Annotated in this window: 21 protein-coding genes; 20 read left to right on the top strand and 1 reads right to left on the bottom strand. The window is 44.0% G+C overall.

Annotated features, from left to right (window positions below; genetic code table 11):
* Positions 1–25 precede the first annotated feature (25 nt).
* The 11 genes from glyA to V6D42_RS12615 all read left to right on the top strand — a co-directional run bounded on the left by glyA (position 26) and on the right by V6D42_RS12615 (position 9,391).
* Positions 26–1,273: a serine hydroxymethyltransferase gene (glyA, locus tag V6D42_RS12665; protein WP_010332237.1), complete on the top strand. Its 1,248-nt coding sequence runs from the start codon at positions 26–28 to the stop codon at positions 1,271–1,273.
* A gap of 134 nt (positions 1,274–1,407) precedes the next feature.
* Positions 1,408–2,037, top strand: a complete 630-nt coding sequence (gene upp, locus V6D42_RS12660; RefSeq protein ID WP_010332236.1) for a uracil phosphoribosyltransferase — start codon at positions 1,408–1,410, stop codon at positions 2,035–2,037.
* A gap of 422 nt (positions 2,038–2,459) precedes the next feature.
* Positions 2,460–2,843 carry an ATP synthase subunit I gene (atpI, locus tag V6D42_RS12655; RefSeq protein WP_333513441.1) on the top strand — a complete coding sequence of 128 codons (384 nt, stop codon included), beginning with the start codon at positions 2,460–2,462 and terminating at the stop codon, positions 2,841–2,843.
* 7 nt (positions 2,844–2,850) lie between these two features.
* Positions 2,851–3,585 carry a F0F1 ATP synthase subunit A gene (atpB, locus tag V6D42_RS12650; RefSeq protein WP_010332234.1) on the top strand — a complete coding sequence of 245 codons (735 nt, stop codon included), beginning with the start codon at positions 2,851–2,853 and terminating at the stop codon, positions 3,583–3,585.
* A 45-nt stretch (positions 3,586–3,630) separates the two neighbouring features.
* Entirely contained in the window at positions 3,631–3,843 is a 213-nt protein-coding gene (atpE, locus tag V6D42_RS12645) for a F0F1 ATP synthase subunit C (protein ID WP_003151167.1), read from the top strand.
* 162 nt (positions 3,844–4,005) lie between these two features.
* A complete protein-coding gene (atpF, locus tag V6D42_RS12640; protein ID WP_105990810.1) occupies positions 4,006–4,518 on the top strand; it encodes a F0F1 ATP synthase subunit B in 513 nt (170 codons plus the stop codon).
* Complete coding sequence (locus V6D42_RS12635) at positions 4,515–5,060, top strand: F0F1 ATP synthase subunit delta (protein WP_268504421.1); 546 nt, start codon at positions 4,515–4,517, stop codon at positions 5,058–5,060. The genes atpF and V6D42_RS12635 overlap by 4 nt, the downstream gene beginning before the upstream one ends.
* Positions 5,061–5,076: 16 nt before the next feature.
* Complete coding sequence (atpA, locus tag V6D42_RS12630; RefSeq protein ID WP_010332231.1) at positions 5,077–6,585, top strand: F0F1 ATP synthase subunit alpha; 1,509 nt, start codon at positions 5,077–5,079, stop codon at positions 6,583–6,585.
* Positions 6,586–6,661: 76 nt separating this feature from the next.
* Positions 6,662–7,522 carry an ATP synthase F1 subunit gamma gene (gene atpG / locus V6D42_RS12625; RefSeq protein WP_010332230.1) on the top strand — a complete coding sequence of 287 codons (861 nt, stop codon included), beginning with the start codon at positions 6,662–6,664 and terminating at the stop codon, positions 7,520–7,522.
* 25 nt (positions 7,523–7,547) lie between these two features.
* Complete coding sequence (gene atpD, locus V6D42_RS12620) at positions 7,548–8,969, top strand: F0F1 ATP synthase subunit beta (RefSeq protein ID WP_010332229.1); 1,422 nt, start codon at positions 7,548–7,550, stop codon at positions 8,967–8,969.
* Positions 8,970–8,992: 23 nt separating this feature from the next.
* Positions 8,993–9,391, top strand: coding sequence for a F0F1 ATP synthase subunit epsilon (locus V6D42_RS12615; RefSeq protein WP_010332228.1), 399 nt, complete (start codon positions 8,993–8,995; stop codon positions 9,389–9,391).
* A gap of 34 nt (positions 9,392–9,425) precedes the next feature.
* Here V6D42_RS12615 and V6D42_RS12610 read toward each other — a convergent pair whose 3' ends face one another.
* On the bottom strand, positions 9,426–9,899 hold the full coding sequence (locus V6D42_RS12610; RefSeq protein ID WP_333513440.1) for a hypothetical protein: 474 nt from the start codon (positions 9,897–9,899) through the stop codon (positions 9,426–9,428).
* Between the two features lie 177 nt (positions 9,900–10,076).
* Between V6D42_RS12610 and V6D42_RS12605 the strand changes: the two genes are divergently transcribed.
* The 9 genes from V6D42_RS12605 to moaA all read left to right on the top strand — a co-directional run bounded on the left by V6D42_RS12605 (position 10,077) and on the right by moaA (position 18,047).
* Complete coding sequence (locus tag V6D42_RS12605; RefSeq protein ID WP_010332226.1) at positions 10,077–10,307, top strand: DUF1146 family protein; 231 nt, start codon at positions 10,077–10,079, stop codon at positions 10,305–10,307.
* 143 nt (positions 10,308–10,450) lie between these two features.
* Complete coding sequence (locus V6D42_RS12600) at positions 10,451–11,191, top strand: YwmB family TATA-box binding protein (RefSeq protein ID WP_333513439.1); 741 nt, start codon at positions 10,451–10,453, stop codon at positions 11,189–11,191.
* 33 nt (positions 11,192–11,224) lie between these two features.
* A complete protein-coding gene (gene murA / locus V6D42_RS12595) occupies positions 11,225–12,535 on the top strand; it encodes a UDP-N-acetylglucosamine 1-carboxyvinyltransferase (protein ID WP_326331923.1) in 1,311 nt (436 codons plus the stop codon).
* A 193-nt stretch (positions 12,536–12,728) separates the two neighbouring features.
* Positions 12,729–13,760 (top strand): stage II sporulation protein D, encoded by a 1,032-nt coding sequence (spoIID, locus tag V6D42_RS12590; RefSeq protein ID WP_333513438.1) that lies wholly within the window; start codon positions 12,729–12,731, stop codon positions 13,758–13,760.
* 424 nt (positions 13,761–14,184) lie between these two features.
* Positions 14,185–14,868, top strand: a complete 684-nt coding sequence (locus tag V6D42_RS12585) for a vWA domain-containing protein (RefSeq protein ID WP_010332222.1) — start codon at positions 14,185–14,187, stop codon at positions 14,866–14,868.
* Positions 14,869–15,192: 324 nt separating this feature from the next.
* Entirely contained in the window at positions 15,193–15,867 is a 675-nt protein-coding gene (locus tag V6D42_RS12580) for a vWA domain-containing protein (protein ID WP_010332221.1), read from the top strand.
* A gap of 90 nt (positions 15,868–15,957) precedes the next feature.
* A complete protein-coding gene (locus tag V6D42_RS12575; RefSeq protein WP_010332220.1) occupies positions 15,958–16,119 on the top strand; it encodes a hypothetical protein in 162 nt (53 codons plus the stop codon).
* A gap of 100 nt (positions 16,120–16,219) precedes the next feature.
* Positions 16,220–17,008, top strand: coding sequence for a formate dehydrogenase accessory sulfurtransferase FdhD (fdhD, locus tag V6D42_RS12570; RefSeq protein WP_333513437.1), 789 nt, complete (start codon positions 16,220–16,222; stop codon positions 17,006–17,008).
* Between the two features lie 13 nt (positions 17,009–17,021).
* Positions 17,022–18,047 carry a GTP 3',8-cyclase MoaA gene (gene moaA / locus V6D42_RS12565; RefSeq protein WP_333513436.1) on the top strand — a complete coding sequence of 342 codons (1,026 nt, stop codon included), beginning with the start codon at positions 17,022–17,024 and terminating at the stop codon, positions 18,045–18,047.
* The last annotated feature ends 194 nt before the right edge of the window (positions 18,048–18,241 follow it).

Raw genomic sequence — 18,241 nt, 5'->3', positions numbered from 1 at the left:
ATACGGATAGGAGAGGATCTCGCTGATGAAACATTTACCTGCGCAAGACGAACAGGTGTTTAACGCCATTAAAAATGAGCGTGAACGCCAACAGACTAAAATCGAATTGATTGCTTCAGAAAACTTTGTAAGTGAAGCGGTTATGGAAGCACAAGGTTCTGTTTTAACAAACAAATACGCTGAAGGATATCCTGGCAAACGCTATTATGGCGGATGTGAGCACGTCGATGTCGTTGAAGATATCGCTCGTGACCGCGCGAAGGAAATCTTTGGAGCGGAGCATGTAAACGTTCAGCCTCATTCAGGCGCACAAGCAAACATGGCTGTCTATTTCACGATTTTGGAACAAGGCGATACTGTACTTGGGATGAACCTCTCCCACGGCGGTCATTTAACACACGGAAGTCCAGTTAACTTCAGCGGTGTTCAATATAACTTTGTTGAGTACGGCGTAGATAAAGAAACTCAATATATTGATTACGATGACGTGCGTGAAAAAGCCCTCGCTCACAAGCCTAAGCTAATTGTGGCAGGAGCAAGTGCGTATCCTCGTACAATCGACTTTAAGAAATTCCGTGAAATTGCTGATGAAGTCGGCGCTTACTTTATGGTGGATATGGCGCATATCGCAGGACTTGTTGCGGCAGGCCTCCATCCAAACCCGGTTCCTTACGCTGATTTCGTTACAACAACGACACATAAAACACTTCGCGGACCTCGCGGCGGTATGATCCTTTGCCGTGAAGAGTTCGGCAAGAAAATTGATAAGTCTATCTTCCCTGGCATTCAAGGCGGCCCGCTGATGCATGTAATTGCCGCAAAAGCTGTTTCATTCGGCGAAGTATTGCGTGATGATTTCAAAACGTACGCACAAAACGTGATTTCAAATGCGAAGCGTCTTGCAGAATCATTAACAAAAGAGGGCATTCAGCTCGTTTCAGGCGGAACTGACAACCACCTCATCCTAGTTGATCTTCGTTCTCTTGGACTGACAGGTAAGGTTGCAGAGCATGTGCTTGATGAAATCGGGATTACATCAAACAAAAACGCAATTCCATACGATCCTGAAAAACCGTTCGTAACAAGCGGTATCCGTCTCGGAACAGCTGCTGTGACAAGCCGCGGTTTTGACGGAGAGGCATTGGATGAAGTCGGTGCCATCATTGCGCTTGCATTGAAAAACCACGAAGATGAAGGAAAACTTGAAGAAGCAAGACAGCGCGTAGCTGCTCTGACTGGCAAGTTCCCTCTATATAAAGAATTAGATTACTAAGATTGAAAAACCCGCTCGGGCTTATGCCCGGCGGGTTTTTTGACGATGTTCTTGAAACTCAATGTCTTTTTTTGTAGAATCAATAGAAGTGTGAAATTGTCGATGGGACAATAAAAAAGGAGCTGAAACACAGTATGGGAAAGGTTTATGTATTTGATCATCCTTTAATTCAGCACAAGCTGACATATATTCGGAATGTAGAGACAGGCACGAAGGATTTTAGAGAGCTTGTAGACGAAGTCGCCACGCTTATGGCGTTTGAAATTACCCGTGATCTCCCTCTAGAGGAAGTGGATATCAACACACCGGTTCAGGCTGCGAAATCGAAAGTCATCTCAGGGAAAAAACTGGGGGTTGTTCCTATTCTCAGAGCAGGTTTAGGAATGGTTGAAGGCATCTTAAAACTGATCCCTGCGGCAAAAGTGGGACATGTCGGTCTGTACCGTGATCCTGAAACCTTAAAACCCGTGGAATACTATGTGAAGCTTCCTTCTGATGTGGAAGAGCGTGAATTCATCGTGGTTGACCCGATGCTGGCTACAGGCGGTTCCGCAGTTGAAGCGATTAACAGCCTCAAAAAACGCGGTGCAAAAAATATTCGTTTTATGTGTCTCGTAGCTGCGCCTGAAGGTGTGGAAGAATTGCAGAAGCATCATTCTGACGTGGATATTTACATAGCGGCGCTTGATGAAAAATTAAATGAAAAAGGTTATATTGTTCCGGGTCTTGGAGACGCAGGAGACCGTATGTTCGGAACAAAATAAAAAAAGAAAACCCCGCCAACGGGTTTTCTTTTTTATTATCCAGTTATTTGCTATTCGGTGAATCTCTATACAATTATAGGTGAAAATGTGAACATTCTGTGGAGGCTTACAGTATAAAAAGTTTTTTAACTTTAAACAGATTGACACATGTTAGGGGCTATTGTATGCTAAACGAGGGTATTATGAGAAGGTTTTCATAGCTTTCATTATAGTCCTCATCCCCAATGTAAATCCTCCCAGAAAACCCGTTTTATGAGGATTTATTCAAGCGAATGAAACAGCATCCCTGCAAGGCTTGCGGATGAATGATTTTTTCGAACAGGCCCGTTTTGCCGGACAAAAAAGGTCTTCTACTAGGGTTAACCGCTGATTTTGCCGTATCCAAGAAATACATTATTTTTTCATCAGGAGACAGATAGTTGATGGACGATCCCAAGCTACAATTTAGCAGACAACGAAAATATCTATTGTTCATTTTGGCAGCGTATGTACTGGGTTATGGTTTAACAGCGTATAAAACCGTTTTTTTAGGCCTTATTCTGGGAACTGTTTTCAGTTTGTTTAATTATTTACTGCTCGTCAGAAGAATGAATGCTTTTGACAGGGCCGTTGCGAAAGGCAAGTCCATACGATCCCTTGGGAGCGCAGCGCGGTGGTGCAATGCGATACTTGCTGCGGCTGTTGCCTATAAATATCCCGAGCATTTTCATATGGCAAGTACAGTTATTGGATTAATGACAATTTATCCTGTCATTATGATAGATTCCTTTATCCAGCTTAAACGTTCATCAATGGAAGAGAGGTGAAAACCCTTTGAATCATGAATACAGAACTATTGAATTACTAGGTCTTACTTTTAATCTGACAAACATTCTGATGATTACTGTGGCGAGTGTGATCGTGTTATTGATTGCCATCCTTACCACAAGAACGCTTTCGATCCGTCCGGGAAAAGCCCAGAACTTTATGGAATGGATTGTTGATTTTGTCCGCAATATTATCGGCAGTACAATGGATTTGAAAACAGGGGCTAACTTCTTGGCACTTGGTGTCACATTGCTGATGTACATATTTGTGTCGAATATGCTGGGGCTGCCGTTCTCTGTCACAATCGGACATGAGCTCTGGTGGAAATCTCCGACAGCCGATCCTGCCATTACATTAACGCTTGCCGTAATGGTTGTCGCTTTAACCCATTATTATGGTGTAAAGATGAAAGGGCTCAAGGAATATTCCAAGGAGTATTTGAGACCTGTTCCGTTCATGCTCCCGATGAAAATCATAGAAGAGTTTGCGAATACGCTGACTCTCGGTTTGAGGCTTTATGGTAACATCTTCGCCGGTGAGATTCTTCTCGGCCTGCTTGCGGGATTAGCGACAAGCTTCTATTCGCAAAGCGTGGTTCTCGGACTTGTCGGTACAATCGGCGCCATTCTGCCGATGCTGGCATGGCAAGCATTCAGTTTGTTTATAGGTGCCATCCAGGCGTTTATCTTTACGATGCTGACGATGGTGTACATGTCTCATAAAATCAGTAATGATCATTAAAACATTATATCCAAACGGATAACATTTTAAAGGAGGAACTTTTTCATGAATTTAATAGCAGCTGCGATTGCAATTGGTTTAGGCGCACTTGGTGCAGGTATTGGTAACGGTTTGATTGTTTCACGTACGGTAGAGGGGATTGCCCGTCAGCCGGAGGCAGGTAAAGAACTTAGAACTCTTATGTTCATGGGTATCGCATTAGTTGAGGCCCTTCCTATTATCGCTGTCGTTATCGCATTCTTAGCGTTCTTTGGCTAAGCATAAAAGCCTTATATGAACTAAAAATGGCGAAGATCATTCCAAGAGAACCTTCGCCATTGCTTTATGTCTGATAAGCATCCCGCCTTGCCGGCTGAAAAGAGACAAGTGCGGCTGCTGGATCAGCAAAGAAAAACCTGCAGAAGGGAGTTGCCGTAGTAGATGTCTCAATTACCACTTGAACTAGGACTGTCGTTTAACGGCGGAGATATCCTGTTCCAACTGTTAGCTATGTTAATTTTATTAGCGCTTCTGAAGAAATACGCTTTAGGGCCGCTATTAAACATAATGAAACAGCGTGAAGATCATATCGCTGGAGAAATTACGTCTGCTGAAGAAAAAAATAAAGAAGCGCAGCAGCTTATTGATGAGCAGCGCGCTCTGTTAAAAGAAGCAAGACAGGAATCCCAAACGCTTATCGAAAACGCGAAGAAACTGGGAGAGAACCAAAAAGAAGAGATTATTCAGGCTGCGCGTGCAGAATCTGAACGTCTGAAAGAAGCAGCCAGAACTGAAATCGTGAAGGAAAAAGAACAGGCGGTTTCTGCTCTCCGTGAGCAAGTAGCGTCTCTTTCTGTCATGATTGCGTCGAAAGTAATCGAAAAAGAACTGGATGAACAGGCTCAAGAGAAATTGATCCAGGACTATCTTAAAGAGGTAGGAGAAAGCCGATGAGTGGATCAGCTGTCTCTAAACGATATGCATCAGCTCTTTTCGATATTGCCAATGAGTCCTCTCAGCTCAATCAGGTAGAAGAAGAGCTAAAAGTTGTAAAAGAAGTATTTCAAAATGAAAAAGCGCTAAATGATGTGTTAAACCATCCGAAGGTGCCGGGCGCAAAGAAAAAAGAGCTCATCCAAAATGCTTTTGGATCTTTATCACAGTCCGTGCTTCATACGATTTTTCTTTTGATTGACCGTCATCGGGCATCAATTGTGCCTGATCTCACAGATGAGTTTGTGAAACTCGCAAACGAGGCCCGTCAAACAGAAGACGCAATTGTATATTCAGTTAAACCACTGACGGATGCTGAAATTTCTTCATTATCACAAGTGTTTGCAAAAAAAGCCGGAGTCGCTTCACTGAGAATCAGAAATGAAGTGCAGACGGATTTAATAGGCGGCATTAAAGTCCGCATTGGAAACCGGATTTTTGACGGCAGCGTAAGCGGAAAGCTTCATCGCATTGAACGTCAACTTGCCGGGGAAAATCGATAGAAGGGGTGAAACCTAAGTGAGCATCAAAGCTGAAGAGATTAGCACGCTGATAAAACAGCAAATACAAAATTATCAATCTGAAATTGAAGTTCATGACGTAGGTACAGTCATCCAAGTCGGTGACGGTATTGCTCGTGTACACGGTCTTGACAACTGTATGGCCGGTGAACTTGTTGAATTTTCAAACGGTGTTTTGGGTATGGCTCAAAACCTTGAAGAATCAAACGTAGGTATCGTTATCTTAGGACCTTACACAGAGATCCGTGAAGGAGACGAAGTAAAAAGAACAGGCCGCATCATGGAGGTTCCTGTCGGTGAAGAGTTAATCGGCCGTATTGTGAACCCGTTAGGTCAGCCGGTAGACGGTCTTGGCCCGATCCTCACAAGCAAAACACGTCCGATCGAAAGCCAGGCACCTGGTGTTATGGACCGTAAATCCGTTCATGAACCGCTTCAAACTGGAATTAAAGCAATTGATGCACTGATTCCAATTGGCCGCGGCCAGCGTGAGCTGATCATCGGTGACCGTCAAACAGGTAAAACATCTGTTGCGATCGATTCGATCTTAAACCAAAAAGGCCAAGACATGATCTGCGTATATGTAGCGATCGGTCAAAAAGAATCTACAGTCCGCGGCGTAGTAGAAACATTGCGTAAGCACGGCGCGCTTGATTATACAATTGTCGTAACGGCGTCTGCGTCACAGCCGGCACCGCTTCTGTACCTTGCTCCGTATGCAGGGGTTACAATGGCAGAAGAATTTATGTACAATGGCAAGCACGTTCTTGTTGTATACGATGATCTTTCTAAACAAGCGGCTGCTTACCGTGAGCTGTCCTTGCTTCTTCGCCGTCCGCCAGGCCGTGAAGCGTTCCCGGGGGATGTATTCTACCTTCATTCCCGTCTGCTTGAGCGTGCAGCAAAGCTTAGCGACGCGAAAGGCGCAGGATCAATTACAGCTCTGCCGTTCGTAGAAACTCAAGCCGGAGATATCTCAGCGTATATCCCGACAAACGTTATTTCCATCACTGACGGACAGATCTTCCTGCAATCTGATTTGTTCTTCTCAGGCGTACGCCCAGCGATCAACGCCGGATTGTCTGTATCACGTGTCGGCGGTTCCGCGCAAATCAAAGCGATGAAAAAAGTATCAGGAACACTGCGTCTTGATCTTGCATCATACCGTGAGCTGGAAGCATTCGCTCAATTCGGATCTGACCTCGACCAAGCGACTCAGGCGAAACTGAACCGCGGTGCGCGTACAGTTGAAGTGCTGAAGCAGGATCTGAACAAGCCGCTTCCGGTTGAAAAACAGGTAGCCATTCTTTATGCGCTGACAAAAGGATATCTTGATGATATTCCTGTAGCGGACATCAGACGTTTTGAAGAAGAGTACTACATGTACCTTGACCAAAACCATAAAGAACTGCTTGACGGAATTGCAAAAACAGGGAACCTTCCTGCTGATGAAGACTTCGCAGCTGCAATCGAAGGCTTCAAACGCACATTTGCACCAAGCAACTAACTCGAATGCTGATGAGAGAAAAAGGTTCTCTTTTTCTCTCTTTTTACGCAAATGAAGAGAAAAGGTGGTGAAATCTTTGGCCTCATTACGCGATATTAAGTCAAGGATCACGTCAACGAAAAAAACGAGCCAGATTACAAAAGCCATGCAGATGGTATCTGCAGCTAAGCTGAATCGTGCTGAAAACAACGCAAAATCATTTGTGCCATATATGGATAAGATCCAAGAGGTTGTATCAAATGTCGGAAAAGTATCCGGCAGCGCGAAACATCCGATGCTTCTCAGCAGAGAAGTGAAAAAGACGGCATACCTCGTCATTACATCTGACCGCGGTCTTGCTGGCGCTTTTAACAGTTCGGTTTTACGAAGTGCTTATCAGGCCATTCAAGAACGTCATCAGTCTAAGGATGAGTATGCAGTGATCGTTATCGGACGAGTGGGCCGTGATTTCTTTAAAAAACGCGATATTCCGATCATTTCCGAGCTAACAGGACTTGGAGACGAAGTGTCGTTTTCAGAAATTAAGGACCTTGCCCGTCAAACGATTCAAATGTTTATAGATGGTGCATTTGATGAATTGCACCTTGTATATAACCATTATGTCAGCGCCATTTCTCAAGAAGTGACGGAGAAAAAACTTCTGCCGCTATCTGATTTGGGCGGCGGCGGAAAAAGAACGGCGTCTTATGAATTTGAACCGTCTGAAGAGGAGGTTCTGGAGGTTTTGCTTCCTCAATACGCAGAAAGCTTAATCTTCGGTGCGCTTCTTGACAGTAAAGCAAGTGAACATGCTGCGAGAATGACGGCGATGAAAAACGCGACAGACAATGCGAAGGATCTTATCGATTCACTTTCGCTTTCTTACAACCGCGCTCGCCAAGCAGCGATCACGCAAGAAATTACGGAAATTGTCGGCGGAGCAGCCGCTTTAGAATAGAAAGATTTTGTCAGGAGGGATAGCGATGAAGAAAGGACGCGTTAGCCAGGTATTAGGGCCAGTTGTCGACGTACGTTTTGAAGATGGTCACTTACCTGAAATATATAATGCGATTAAAATTTCACAGCCGGCTGGAAGTGAAAACGAAGTAGGTATTGATTTGACGCTTGAGGTCGCTCTTCATTTAGGCGATGACACAGTCCGTACAATCGCAATGGCATCTACGGATGGTGTGCAGCGCGGAATGGAAGCTGTCGATACGGGAGCGCCGATTTCAGTTCCGGTTGGTAATGTGACACTCGGCCGTGTATTTAACGTACTCGGAGAAAATATTGATTTAAATGAGCCGGTTCCTGCGGATGCGAAGAAGGATCCGATTCACAGACAGGCTCCTTCATTTGATCAGCTTTCAACAGAAGTTGAAATCCTTGAAACAGGAATTAAAGTTGTTGACTTGCTTGCTCCATACATCAAGGGCGGTAAGATCGGATTGTTCGGCGGTGCCGGTGTAGGTAAAACCGTATTAATCCAGGAATTGATCAACAACATCGCGCAAGAGCACGGCGGTATCTCTGTATTCGCCGGCGTAGGAGAGCGTACTCGTGAAGGGAACGACCTTTTCTACGAGATGAGCGACTCTGGCGTAATTAACAAAACAGCCATGGTATTTGGACAAATGAACGAGCCGCCGGGCGCACGTATGCGTGTTGCACTGACAGGTCTTACAATGGCTGAGCATTTCCGTGATGAGCAAGGACAGGACGTACTGTTCTTCATCGATAACATCTTCCGTTTCACACAAGCGGGTTCAGAGGTTTCTGCCCTTCTCGGCCGTATGCCTTCTGCGGTTGGTTATCAGCCGACGCTTGCAACTGAAATGGGTCAGCTTCAAGAGCGTATCACGTCTACAAACGTTGGATCCGTTACATCTATCCAGGCGATCTACGTGCCTGCCGATGACTACACTGACCCGGCGCCGGCAACGACGTTCGCTCACTTGGATGCGACAACAAACCTTGAGCGTAAGTTAACTGAAATGGGTATCTACCCTGCGGTTGATCCGTTGGCTTCTACATCACGCGCCCTTGCTCCAGAAATTGTCGGAGAAGAGCATTATGCGGTTGCCCGTGAAGTTCAATCAACGCTTCAGCGTTACAAAGAGCTTCAGGATATCATTGCGATTCTCGGTATGGATGAATTGAGTGACGAAGATAAACTTATCGTTCAACGCGCACGCCGCATTCAGTTCTTCCTTTCTCAAAACTTCCACGTGGCTGAACAGTTCACTGGCCAAAAAGGTTCTTACGTGCCTGTAAAAGAAACGGTTCAAGGTTTCAAAGAAATCTTAGCCGGCAAATACGACCATCTTCCTGAAGATGCGTTCCGTCTTGTAGGCCGTATCGAAGAAGTTATTGAGAAAGCAAAAGAAATGGGTGTAGAAGTTTAAACTGGTCCTAGGAGGGTAAAAGCATGAAGACCGTTCAAGTCAATATCGTTACTCCCGACGGCCCAGTATACGATGCGAATATCGAAATGGTGAGTGTGAGAGCCGAAAGCGGCGATCTCGGAATTTTGCCAGGTCATATTCCAACCGTGGCTCCTCTTAAAATCGGTGCTGTTCGTCTTAAAAAAGACGGACAGACTGAATTGGTTGCCGTCAGCGGCGGATTTATAGAAGTCCGTCCTGATCAGGTGACCATCCTTGCCCAAACTGCTGAGACAGCGGAAGGCATCGATAAAGAGCGCGCTGAAGCTGCACGTCAGCGGGCGCAGGAGCGTTTGAATTCTCAATCAGATGATACTGACATTCGTCGGGCTGAGCTTGCATTACAGCGGGCTTTGAACAGATTGGATGTAGCAGGGAAATAATAAAAAATCCTTCTCTTAATGAGAAGGATTTTTTTTATGACTGCACAAGAGAATCAAACAGTGACAGCAGCGGCTGACTCTCTTTTTGACGCAAGTATAACCGGTCACAGCAATTCACGGTATGCCATGATTTACGGTTTCTTCTAAAGCCCATTGTATAAGCCCCGTCTGTATACGGATAAGGCTTTACGATCCATTCAGCATCTTCGTGGTGGGCAATCACACAATCTATAAGATAAACACTGATCATCTTCTCGAATTCTTCAATAGGAAGATTCCAATCAGCAAGCAAAAGCTCTTGTATACTTTGAAAATAAAGATTTTCAAGCTCTTCTAGGCTTTCTCTCGTATGGGTGAGAGAAATGTTATAAAACTGACACAATTCATTCAGTTCTTCAAACTGTGACTGTCTATAATCATAATAGAATGCAATTGCTTCCCATTCCTGCTCAAATACAGGCAAGTCCTCACCATATTGCTTTTCAGGCTGAAAAAAAGAATGATTCATAATTGCCAGCTCCTTTCCAAAAAAGTATACCATGCAAAAGAGCCGCTGTTTAAGCGGAGATTAGCCCTAGTTTTGGATGAATATTCCGTTCTGTATAAAATGTATCATCTTTATCTCTTCTTCTTATATAATAAGAAAGGGTATAAAGCGGAGAATGGATGAAAGGAGTGCGGATAGATGAGCGTATTGGGACAGCAGGCTGCAATTGGCATTATCGTTCACTTGATTTTTATCGCGGTTACTTGGTGGGCGCTGCAAGCCGTCAATATTGATCCGTTAATCAGAAAAGGCAAAGTCGTGCAGGCAAGACTCTTAATGATTTTGCTGACTATTGCAATCGGAACGACTGTCGGAAACTTCTTTTTAGATTACCTTAATTATTCACAGCAGCTTCCCTATTTATTTTGATAGGTTTTGATTGCCGAAAACATGGGAATGGCTGGGGAAGCGGGTTAAAACGCTTCCTGGAATGCCGCGAGTTTTGACGAAGATTTCCACGTATGGCGCCCCCTGCCTCCGGTAAAACTGGAGATTAGGGGGGAGAGATTATAATGAAGAAAAAACAAGTTAGCCATGCTATTATTGTATCTGTTGTGTTAAGCTTCGTCATTGCTGTTTTCCATACGATTCATGCGAGTGAGTTAACGCCATTAGCTCAAATTGCACAGGGAATGGAACGCCAGAATGTGTCAATTGATAAGTGGACATTGCATGCAAAACAAAATATGTCTCTGTCCGAAAAAGAATTTTATAAAAAAGTGCAACGTTTAAAATCAGAGTATCGTCAATATAATTGGGCACTTGCACAGGAAGATTCAATAGTAAAGGCCATTGGCACGTATACTGACAAAAAAAATCATACTTCTTTTAAACTGCAGCTTGTCACAACCCTCAAAAAACACAACCCAACTTCGTATTTATTATATGAGCAAATGAGTCTTGAGACACCGATTAGCTGGAATGATACATATGAACAGTTTGAACGGCAGGCACTCGGGATATTCCAAGAAAAAGTAGTTATTTTTACTTGTCTAAATGGTCACTTAGATGATAATATGAATATTGTTTTGCAAAAAAAAGCAAATCAGTTATTAAATGAATTTCAAGCAAGATCTGTTGAACATGTAGTCGAGCCAAGTTTCGTTTCTATTTCTGCGTATACAGATGAGTGGAAAGAGTCTATCATGACCTCAAAACATAAAATGAATTTGCAAATTGCACTTAGAAGTGCAGGAATGGGCGGAAAACATATCGTTACGGTTGGCACACCAATCGTTACGACTGAATATTAATATAGAGAATTTAGGGACGCGGAGGGGAATACCTTGGAAAAAATCATCGTCCGCGGCGGTCAAAAGTTAAACGGCACAGTCAAAGTTGAAGGCGCTAAAAATGCTGTTTTACCAGTTATCGCTGCATCTTTATTAGCAAGTGAAGAAAAAAGCGTAATTTGTGATGTACCTACGCTCTCCGATGTATATACAATTAATGAAGTGTTGCGTCATTTAGGAGCAGATGTGCATTTTGAGAATAATGAAGTCACTGTAGATGCTTCATACGCTTTGCAAACTGAAGCACCTTTTGAATATGTGCGTAAAATGCGTGCGTCTGTGCTTGTCATGGGACCGCTTCTAGCGCGTACAGGTCATGCAAGAGTAGCGCTTCCGGGCGGTTGCGCAATTGGATCTAGACCAATAGACCAGCATTTAAAAGGTTTTGAAGCAATGGGCGCAGAAATTAAAGTCGGTAATGGCTTCATTGAAGCTGAAGTAAAAGGCCGTCTGCAAGGCGCAAAGATCTATCTGGATTTCCCAAGTGTGGGAGCAACAGAAAACCTGATTATGGCAGCTGCTTTAGCTGAAGGAACAACAACGCTTGAGAACGTGGCGAAAGAGCCTGAAATCGTTGATTTAGCAAACTATATCAACGGCATGGGCGGAAAAATCCGCGGAGCGGGCACCGGCACCATCAAAATTGAAGGAGTCGATAAGCTTCACGGCGTAAGACACCATATTATACCTGACCGTATTGAAGCGGGCACATTTATGGTTGCCGCTGCAATCACTGAAGGAAATGTTTTAGTTAAAGGAGCAGTACCTGAACATCTCACTTCTTTAATCGCAAAAATGGAAGAAATGGGTGTTACGATTAAGGATGAAGGAGAAGGCCTTCGTGTGATCGGTCCGAAAGAATTGAAACCGATTGACATTAAAACAATGCCTCATCCGGGATTCCCGACTGATATGCAGTCACAAATGATGGCGCTTCTGCTTCGTGCAAGCGGCACAAGCATGATTACAGAAACTGTTTTTGAAAATCGTTTTATGCACGCGGAAGAATTCCGCCGTATGAATGGTGATATCAAGATTGAAGGACGTTCTGTGATTATTAACGGCCCTGTACAGCTTCAAGGAGCTGAAGTTGCAGCTACTGACTTGCGTGCAGGCGCAGCGTTGATTCTTGCGGGGTTAGTGGCTGAAGGACATACACGTGTTACTGAACTGAAACACTTAGACCGCGGTTATGTTGATTTCCATCAGAAGCTTGCCGGTCTTGGCGCAGACATCGAACGTGTAAACGATGAGTCTGCTTCTGAGCAAGAAAACAAAGAAGTAGTCTCAGACTTAAACGCATAAAGGATTAAAAATCAGTATGTCATTCTGGCATACTGGTTTTTTATTTTTAGTGTATTATCATCATTATGCGCAAAATAGCAAAAAAGAATACGTAAATGACAAATAAAGTTTCTGTCCAAAAGGAGAGTCATATTAGCTTGTCCCTGCCCATAGACTAGACTAGAGTCGAATCTCGAGCAGGAGGCAGCTAAATATGAAACAATTCGCAATCACACTATCCATACTATGTGCATTGATTCTCTTGGTCCCCACACTCTTAGTGATTCCGTTTCAGCATAATAAGGAAGCGGGGGCCAGAGGAGAATCAGGAAAGACAGCAGTCACCACGATACAAGAATCTAAAGGAGCGGAAACATTGAAAGCTTCGCCTGTTTCTATCCCAGTCTATCGAACCGCCAATCAATCCGTAGAAGATATTCCGCTTGAAGAGTATGTCATCGGAGTCGTCGCCTCCGAAATGCCGGCTACCTTTGAACCTGAAGCGCTGAAGGCTCAGGCTCTCGCCGCAAGAACGTTTATTGTCAGGCTGATGGTCTCAAATTCCGCAGTAGAAGCCCCTAAAGGCTCGCTGGTCGATGATACTCAGATGTTCCAGGTGTACAAAAGCAAACCGGAGCTGAAGAAACAGTGGGGCGCAGATTATGAAGCAAAGCTGAAAAAAATCACAGATGCGGTTGCCAGTACGCAAGGCAAAATTTTAACGTACAACAACCAGCCGATTGAAGCCTCCTTTTTCTCCACAAGCAACGGTTATACAGAAAATGCGGAAGCATATTGGACAAGTGCCATCCCTTATTTAAAAAGCGTCAAAAGCTCTTGGGATAAAAAATCTCCGAAGTATAAGGCCACCAGAACCTTTACAGTGGCGCAATTTGAACAAAAGCTTGGCGTCCAGCTGAATGGGTCAAATACAGTCGGAAAGATCACCGGAGAAACACCGGGCCATCAGGTGGCAACAGCCGTCATTAACGGCAAGACGCTGAAAGGAAGGGACATACGCGAAAAGCTTGGCCTCAATTCAGCTGATTTTGAATGGAAACGAAATGGAGACACCATTACCATTACCACGAAAGGCTTTGGCCACGGTGTGGGAATGAGCCAGTATGGAGCCAATTTTATGGCGAAAGAGGGCAAAACAGTTGATGAGATTGTGAAGTATTATTATCAAGGAACACAGATTTCAACCGCTGATTCGTTTTTGAATAAATATATGGCGAAGAAATAAAAGGACGCTTCATAAAGCGTCTTTTTTGCCGTGTATAAGCGCTTATTCTGTTCCTAAGCCCCATTTTATTTAAAAGCGGCTAGAGACCGCCTAAAGGTCTTCTGCGTATTTTATAGTCTATATGAAGATGAGGGAATCAGTTCCTTTTTCATATTTGCTGACACTGAGCTTGTGGTAAAGAAATCCACATTGATCGACTGACTTCGACAGACTCATATAACGAAAGGCGAAAGGCTGACAATCATGATTTTTCATCCTGCTGTTAGGCGGAAATCACTAATAAAAACAAAGATTTCTATGCAAAAGTAAACAGAGGCAATGGGGAAGCCCGCCCTATTTATTTCTCTGTTTTTGTCGATTACGATTAGTTATGTTCAGCGTTGAACATCTGCACGCAGAAACAAACTTGAAAAGGGGCAAGAACATGAAAAAAAGATTTTCACTGATCATGATGACAGGATTGCTATTTGGATTGACGTCACCTGCTTTTGCTGCTGAAAAAACAGAACCGAAGGCTGAAGCTCCGGCAAGCGTGGCGGTTTTGCTTGATGCCAGCGGAAGCATGGCGAAAAGAATAGACGGTGTATCTAAATTTAATTCAGCCAAAAAAGAAATTTCAAAGTTTGCAAGCTCACTGCCTGCAGACACTCAAGTGAAAATGAGTGTGTTTGGTTCAGAAGGAAACAATAAAAATTCCGGAAAAGTTCAATCATGCGAAGCGATTCGCAACGTATACGGCTTCCAAAGCTTTAACGAACAGAGCTTCCTCAATTCTCTTAACACAATCGGGCCGACTGGCTGGACACCGATCGCAAAAGCGCTGAACGAGGCGAAATCTTCTTTCGATCAGCTTGATGCAAAGGGAGAAAAAGTCGTTTATCTGCTAACAGACGGTGAGGAAACATGCGGCGGCAACCCGATCAAAACAGCAAGAGAACTTCATAAAGACAACATCACAGTAAATGTAATTGGATTTGACTATAAAGAAGGGTATAAAGGCCAGCTGAACGCAATTGCTAAAGTTGGCGGCGGAGAATATTTCCCTGCTTATACACAAAAAGATGTTGAGAAAATTTTTACTCAGCAATCTCTGATGTTATCTAAATAAGAAAAAAAGAAGAGGCTGAAAGGTCAGCCTCTTTTTTGTTTTTAACAAAACGTTCAAAAGTAAGCAGCTGCCTGCCTGTAGCATAGTAGCAGATTTCAGCTTTTCTCTCCTGATCACGGAGAAAAAAGAATGAACGGTGTCACATTCTTTCTATATTTTTTGGGTGGAAATGGCTAAAAACGAATGGGGTTTCCAGTGATTTTGAATAGAGAGTAAAAGGAGATAAAAGGCAGCTTGCCCTATATCAATTTGAGGTTTCGTATTCTAGCATTAAGAAGAATCCAACAAGACGTTGGAAAATATGATAAAGAAAGGAAGTTGAACATGAAAAAATTGCTGACTGCAAGTATGATTGGACTGTTGACTGTCTCCATTGCGTCCCCGTCTTTTGCCGCTGAGAAAAAAGCCGACACGAATGTAGCTGTCCTGTTTGATGGAAGCGGAAGTATGGTTCAAAAAACAGGAGGAGAACGAAAGATAGACATTGCCAAAAAATCTGTAAAGTCTTTTGCCGAGCTGCTTCCTGAGGATACAAATCTGATGCTTCGTGTCTTTGGACATGCCGGAAACAATAAACTCTCCGGAAAGGCTCTTTCATGCAGCACAACAGAAACGATTTACGGCCTCCATCCATATGAAGGAACGCTCTTTGACCATTCCTTAAGCGGCATCAAACCGACCGGTTGGACGCCAATTGCCAAAGCGCTTTCTGATACTAGAAAAGAATTTGAAGCGTTTGATGCAGACGGGAAAAACGTGGTGTATTTAATTACTGACGGCGAAGAAACATGCGGCGGAAATCCTGCTGATGAAATTGAAAAGCTTCGTGAAGCGAATGTAGATACGATTGTAAACATTATCGGCTTCAACTTTGATGTGAAAGGAAACGCGGAAATGAAACAGGCGGCTGTTGCTGGCGGCGGAGAATATATTTCAGCAGACAGTGCGGAAGAATTCGAGCAGGCCTGGGAAAAAGAAGCACAAAAATTTACGGATTAACCCAATGAAAAGGCGCTGCCCCAGGCGCCTTTTTCTATTGGTTTAAAAACAGCGCCTGCGGGAATGATACCGGTAAAAGGGGTTGAAAACATGAGATTGTTAGGATTGATATTTCTTATAGCGGCCGTGGTTTTCATATTGCTCGGTGTCTTTCTGAAACTGGCAGCTTTCTTTTTTGTCAGCATGCTCACTTTGATCGCAGCTCTTGTGCTGTTTATGATCCTGAAAAAGAATCAGCATAACCAAACGTAGAGTCCTTTAGAATGGGCTCTTTTTTTTATAACAGGATTCGACAAAATCTGAGGAGTGTGAAAAAATATAAAGGCAGGAACATTGCGGAGGGGAAGAGACATTGAATGATAAAGTAACTGCGGTCAGGGAGATATGGCGTTATGAACAAGGGGAAATGAGCAGGCAAACCGACCGGATGGTGACGGAATATCCGTTGACGGTGATGGTGAACGGCAGTGAGTTTGTCACGCTCGTTTGCACGCCGGAGCATATCAAAGAGCTCGTCATCGGATTTCTCGCATCTGAGGGCGTTATTCGATTTCAAAAAGAGATTAAAAGGTTTACAATAGATGAAAGTCTCGGTTTTGTGTATGTCGATCTTGTTCATCCTGGGACATTGGATCAACAGGAGTATACGAAACGGGTGATCGGCTCGTGCTGCGGAAAAGGTCGTCATTTTTATTTTCAGCAGGATGTCAAAACCGCCAAGACGGCTGTCAGCCAAATGAAGATTTCGCCTGAAACTTGTTTGGCGCTTATGAAGGATATGCAAAAAGAAAGCGGGACGTTTCAGGAGACGGGAGGCGTGCATAACGCGGCGCTTTGCGATACGGAGAAAGTGCTTTTGATGCGCACAGATATCGGCCGTCACAACGCGCTTGATAAATTATACGGACATTGTCTGCTGAATGGGATGTCCGTCCGCGATAAACTGGTTGTCTTCAGCGGGAGAATCTCATCAGAAGTGCTGTTAAAAGCGGCAAAAATCGGCGTGTCGATTGTGATTTCAAAATCGGCCCCGACAGAGCTTGCGATTCAAATGGCAGAAGAATTAAATATCACAGCGATCGGTTTTGTGAGAAACGGATCTTTTAATGTATATACACATCCCGAAAGAATTGGGGGATAGGAGGGGCTGCGCAATGAATACAGAATCTCGCCAGATGTTAGATAAAAGGAACAGACCGCTCAGAGATCTTCGCATTTCTGTTACAGACCGCTGCAACTTCCGATGCACGTACTGTATGCCAGCCGAATTATTTGGGCCGGATTATCCTTTTTTAAAGAAAGAAGAGCTGCTTTCATTTGAGGAATTGGAACGGCTTGCGACGCTGTTTGTTACCAGGTTCGGAGTGGAAAAAATCCGCTTGACCGGCGGAGAACCGCTTATGAGAAAAGACATGCCTGACTTAATCAAAAAACTGGCCCGCATTCCGGGTCTCCGTGATATTGCGATGACGACAAACGGGTCGCTGCTGCCTGTTTATGCTGAGAAACTCAAAGAAGCCGGCTTGAAAAGGGTTACCATCAGCCTTGATTCATTAGAGGACGAACGCTTTAAATTGATCAACGGGCGAGGGGTTTCTGTCAGTAAGGTGCTTGAAGGCATTAAAGCGGCGAAACAAGCGGGGCTCGGCGTTAAAATCAACATGGTTGTCCAAAGGGGCGTCAATGAAAAAGATATACTGCCTATGGCGCGCTATTTTAAAGAAAATGGGCATATCCTGAGATTCATCGAATTTATGGACGTCGGCAACACCAACCAATGGGAAAAGAAAGATGTCATGACAAAGGCGGAAATCATTGATGTAATCAATGAACACATGCCGGTTGAACCGATCAAGCCTAACTATAAAGGGGAAGTTGCTTCAAGATTCCGCTACTTGGACGGCTCTGGCGAAATCGGTGTGATTTCTTCTGTATCTGATGCGTTCTGCGGCTCGTGTAACAGGGCCCGCCTGTCTGCGCGCGGTGAGTTGTTTACTTGCCTATTCGCTTCAAGCGGATATGACCTCAGAGCGCCGGTTCGGCAGGGATTAAGTGATGGCGAGCTGACAGAGATGATCGGCACAGTTTGGAAGAATCGGATAGACCAATATTCAGTAGACCGGACGCTTTCAAAAACAGCAGGGAAAAAGAAAGTGGAAATGTCTTATATCGGCGGTTAATATGATAAAAGCTTATCGGCTAAGTCCGGTAAGCTTTTTTGTGTAAAAAACTGTAATGCGTAAAAAAGTGCAAAAAATTCATTCATAAACCGAAAGATATAAGGATAGGCAAAAAGAAGGAATCACTGGAAGGAATTTTAATTCCGAAGCCATACAATATGATAAAATATAACCACTAGTTCATAGAAAGGGTT

The organism is Bacillus sp. 0909A (assembly GCF_036765115.1).
Lineage (GTDB): Bacteria > Bacillota > Bacilli > Bacillales > Bacillaceae > Bacillus > Bacillus mojavensis.
Note: the sequence above shows the minus strand (reverse complement) of the source record. Positions and strands in the feature narration are given on the sequence as shown.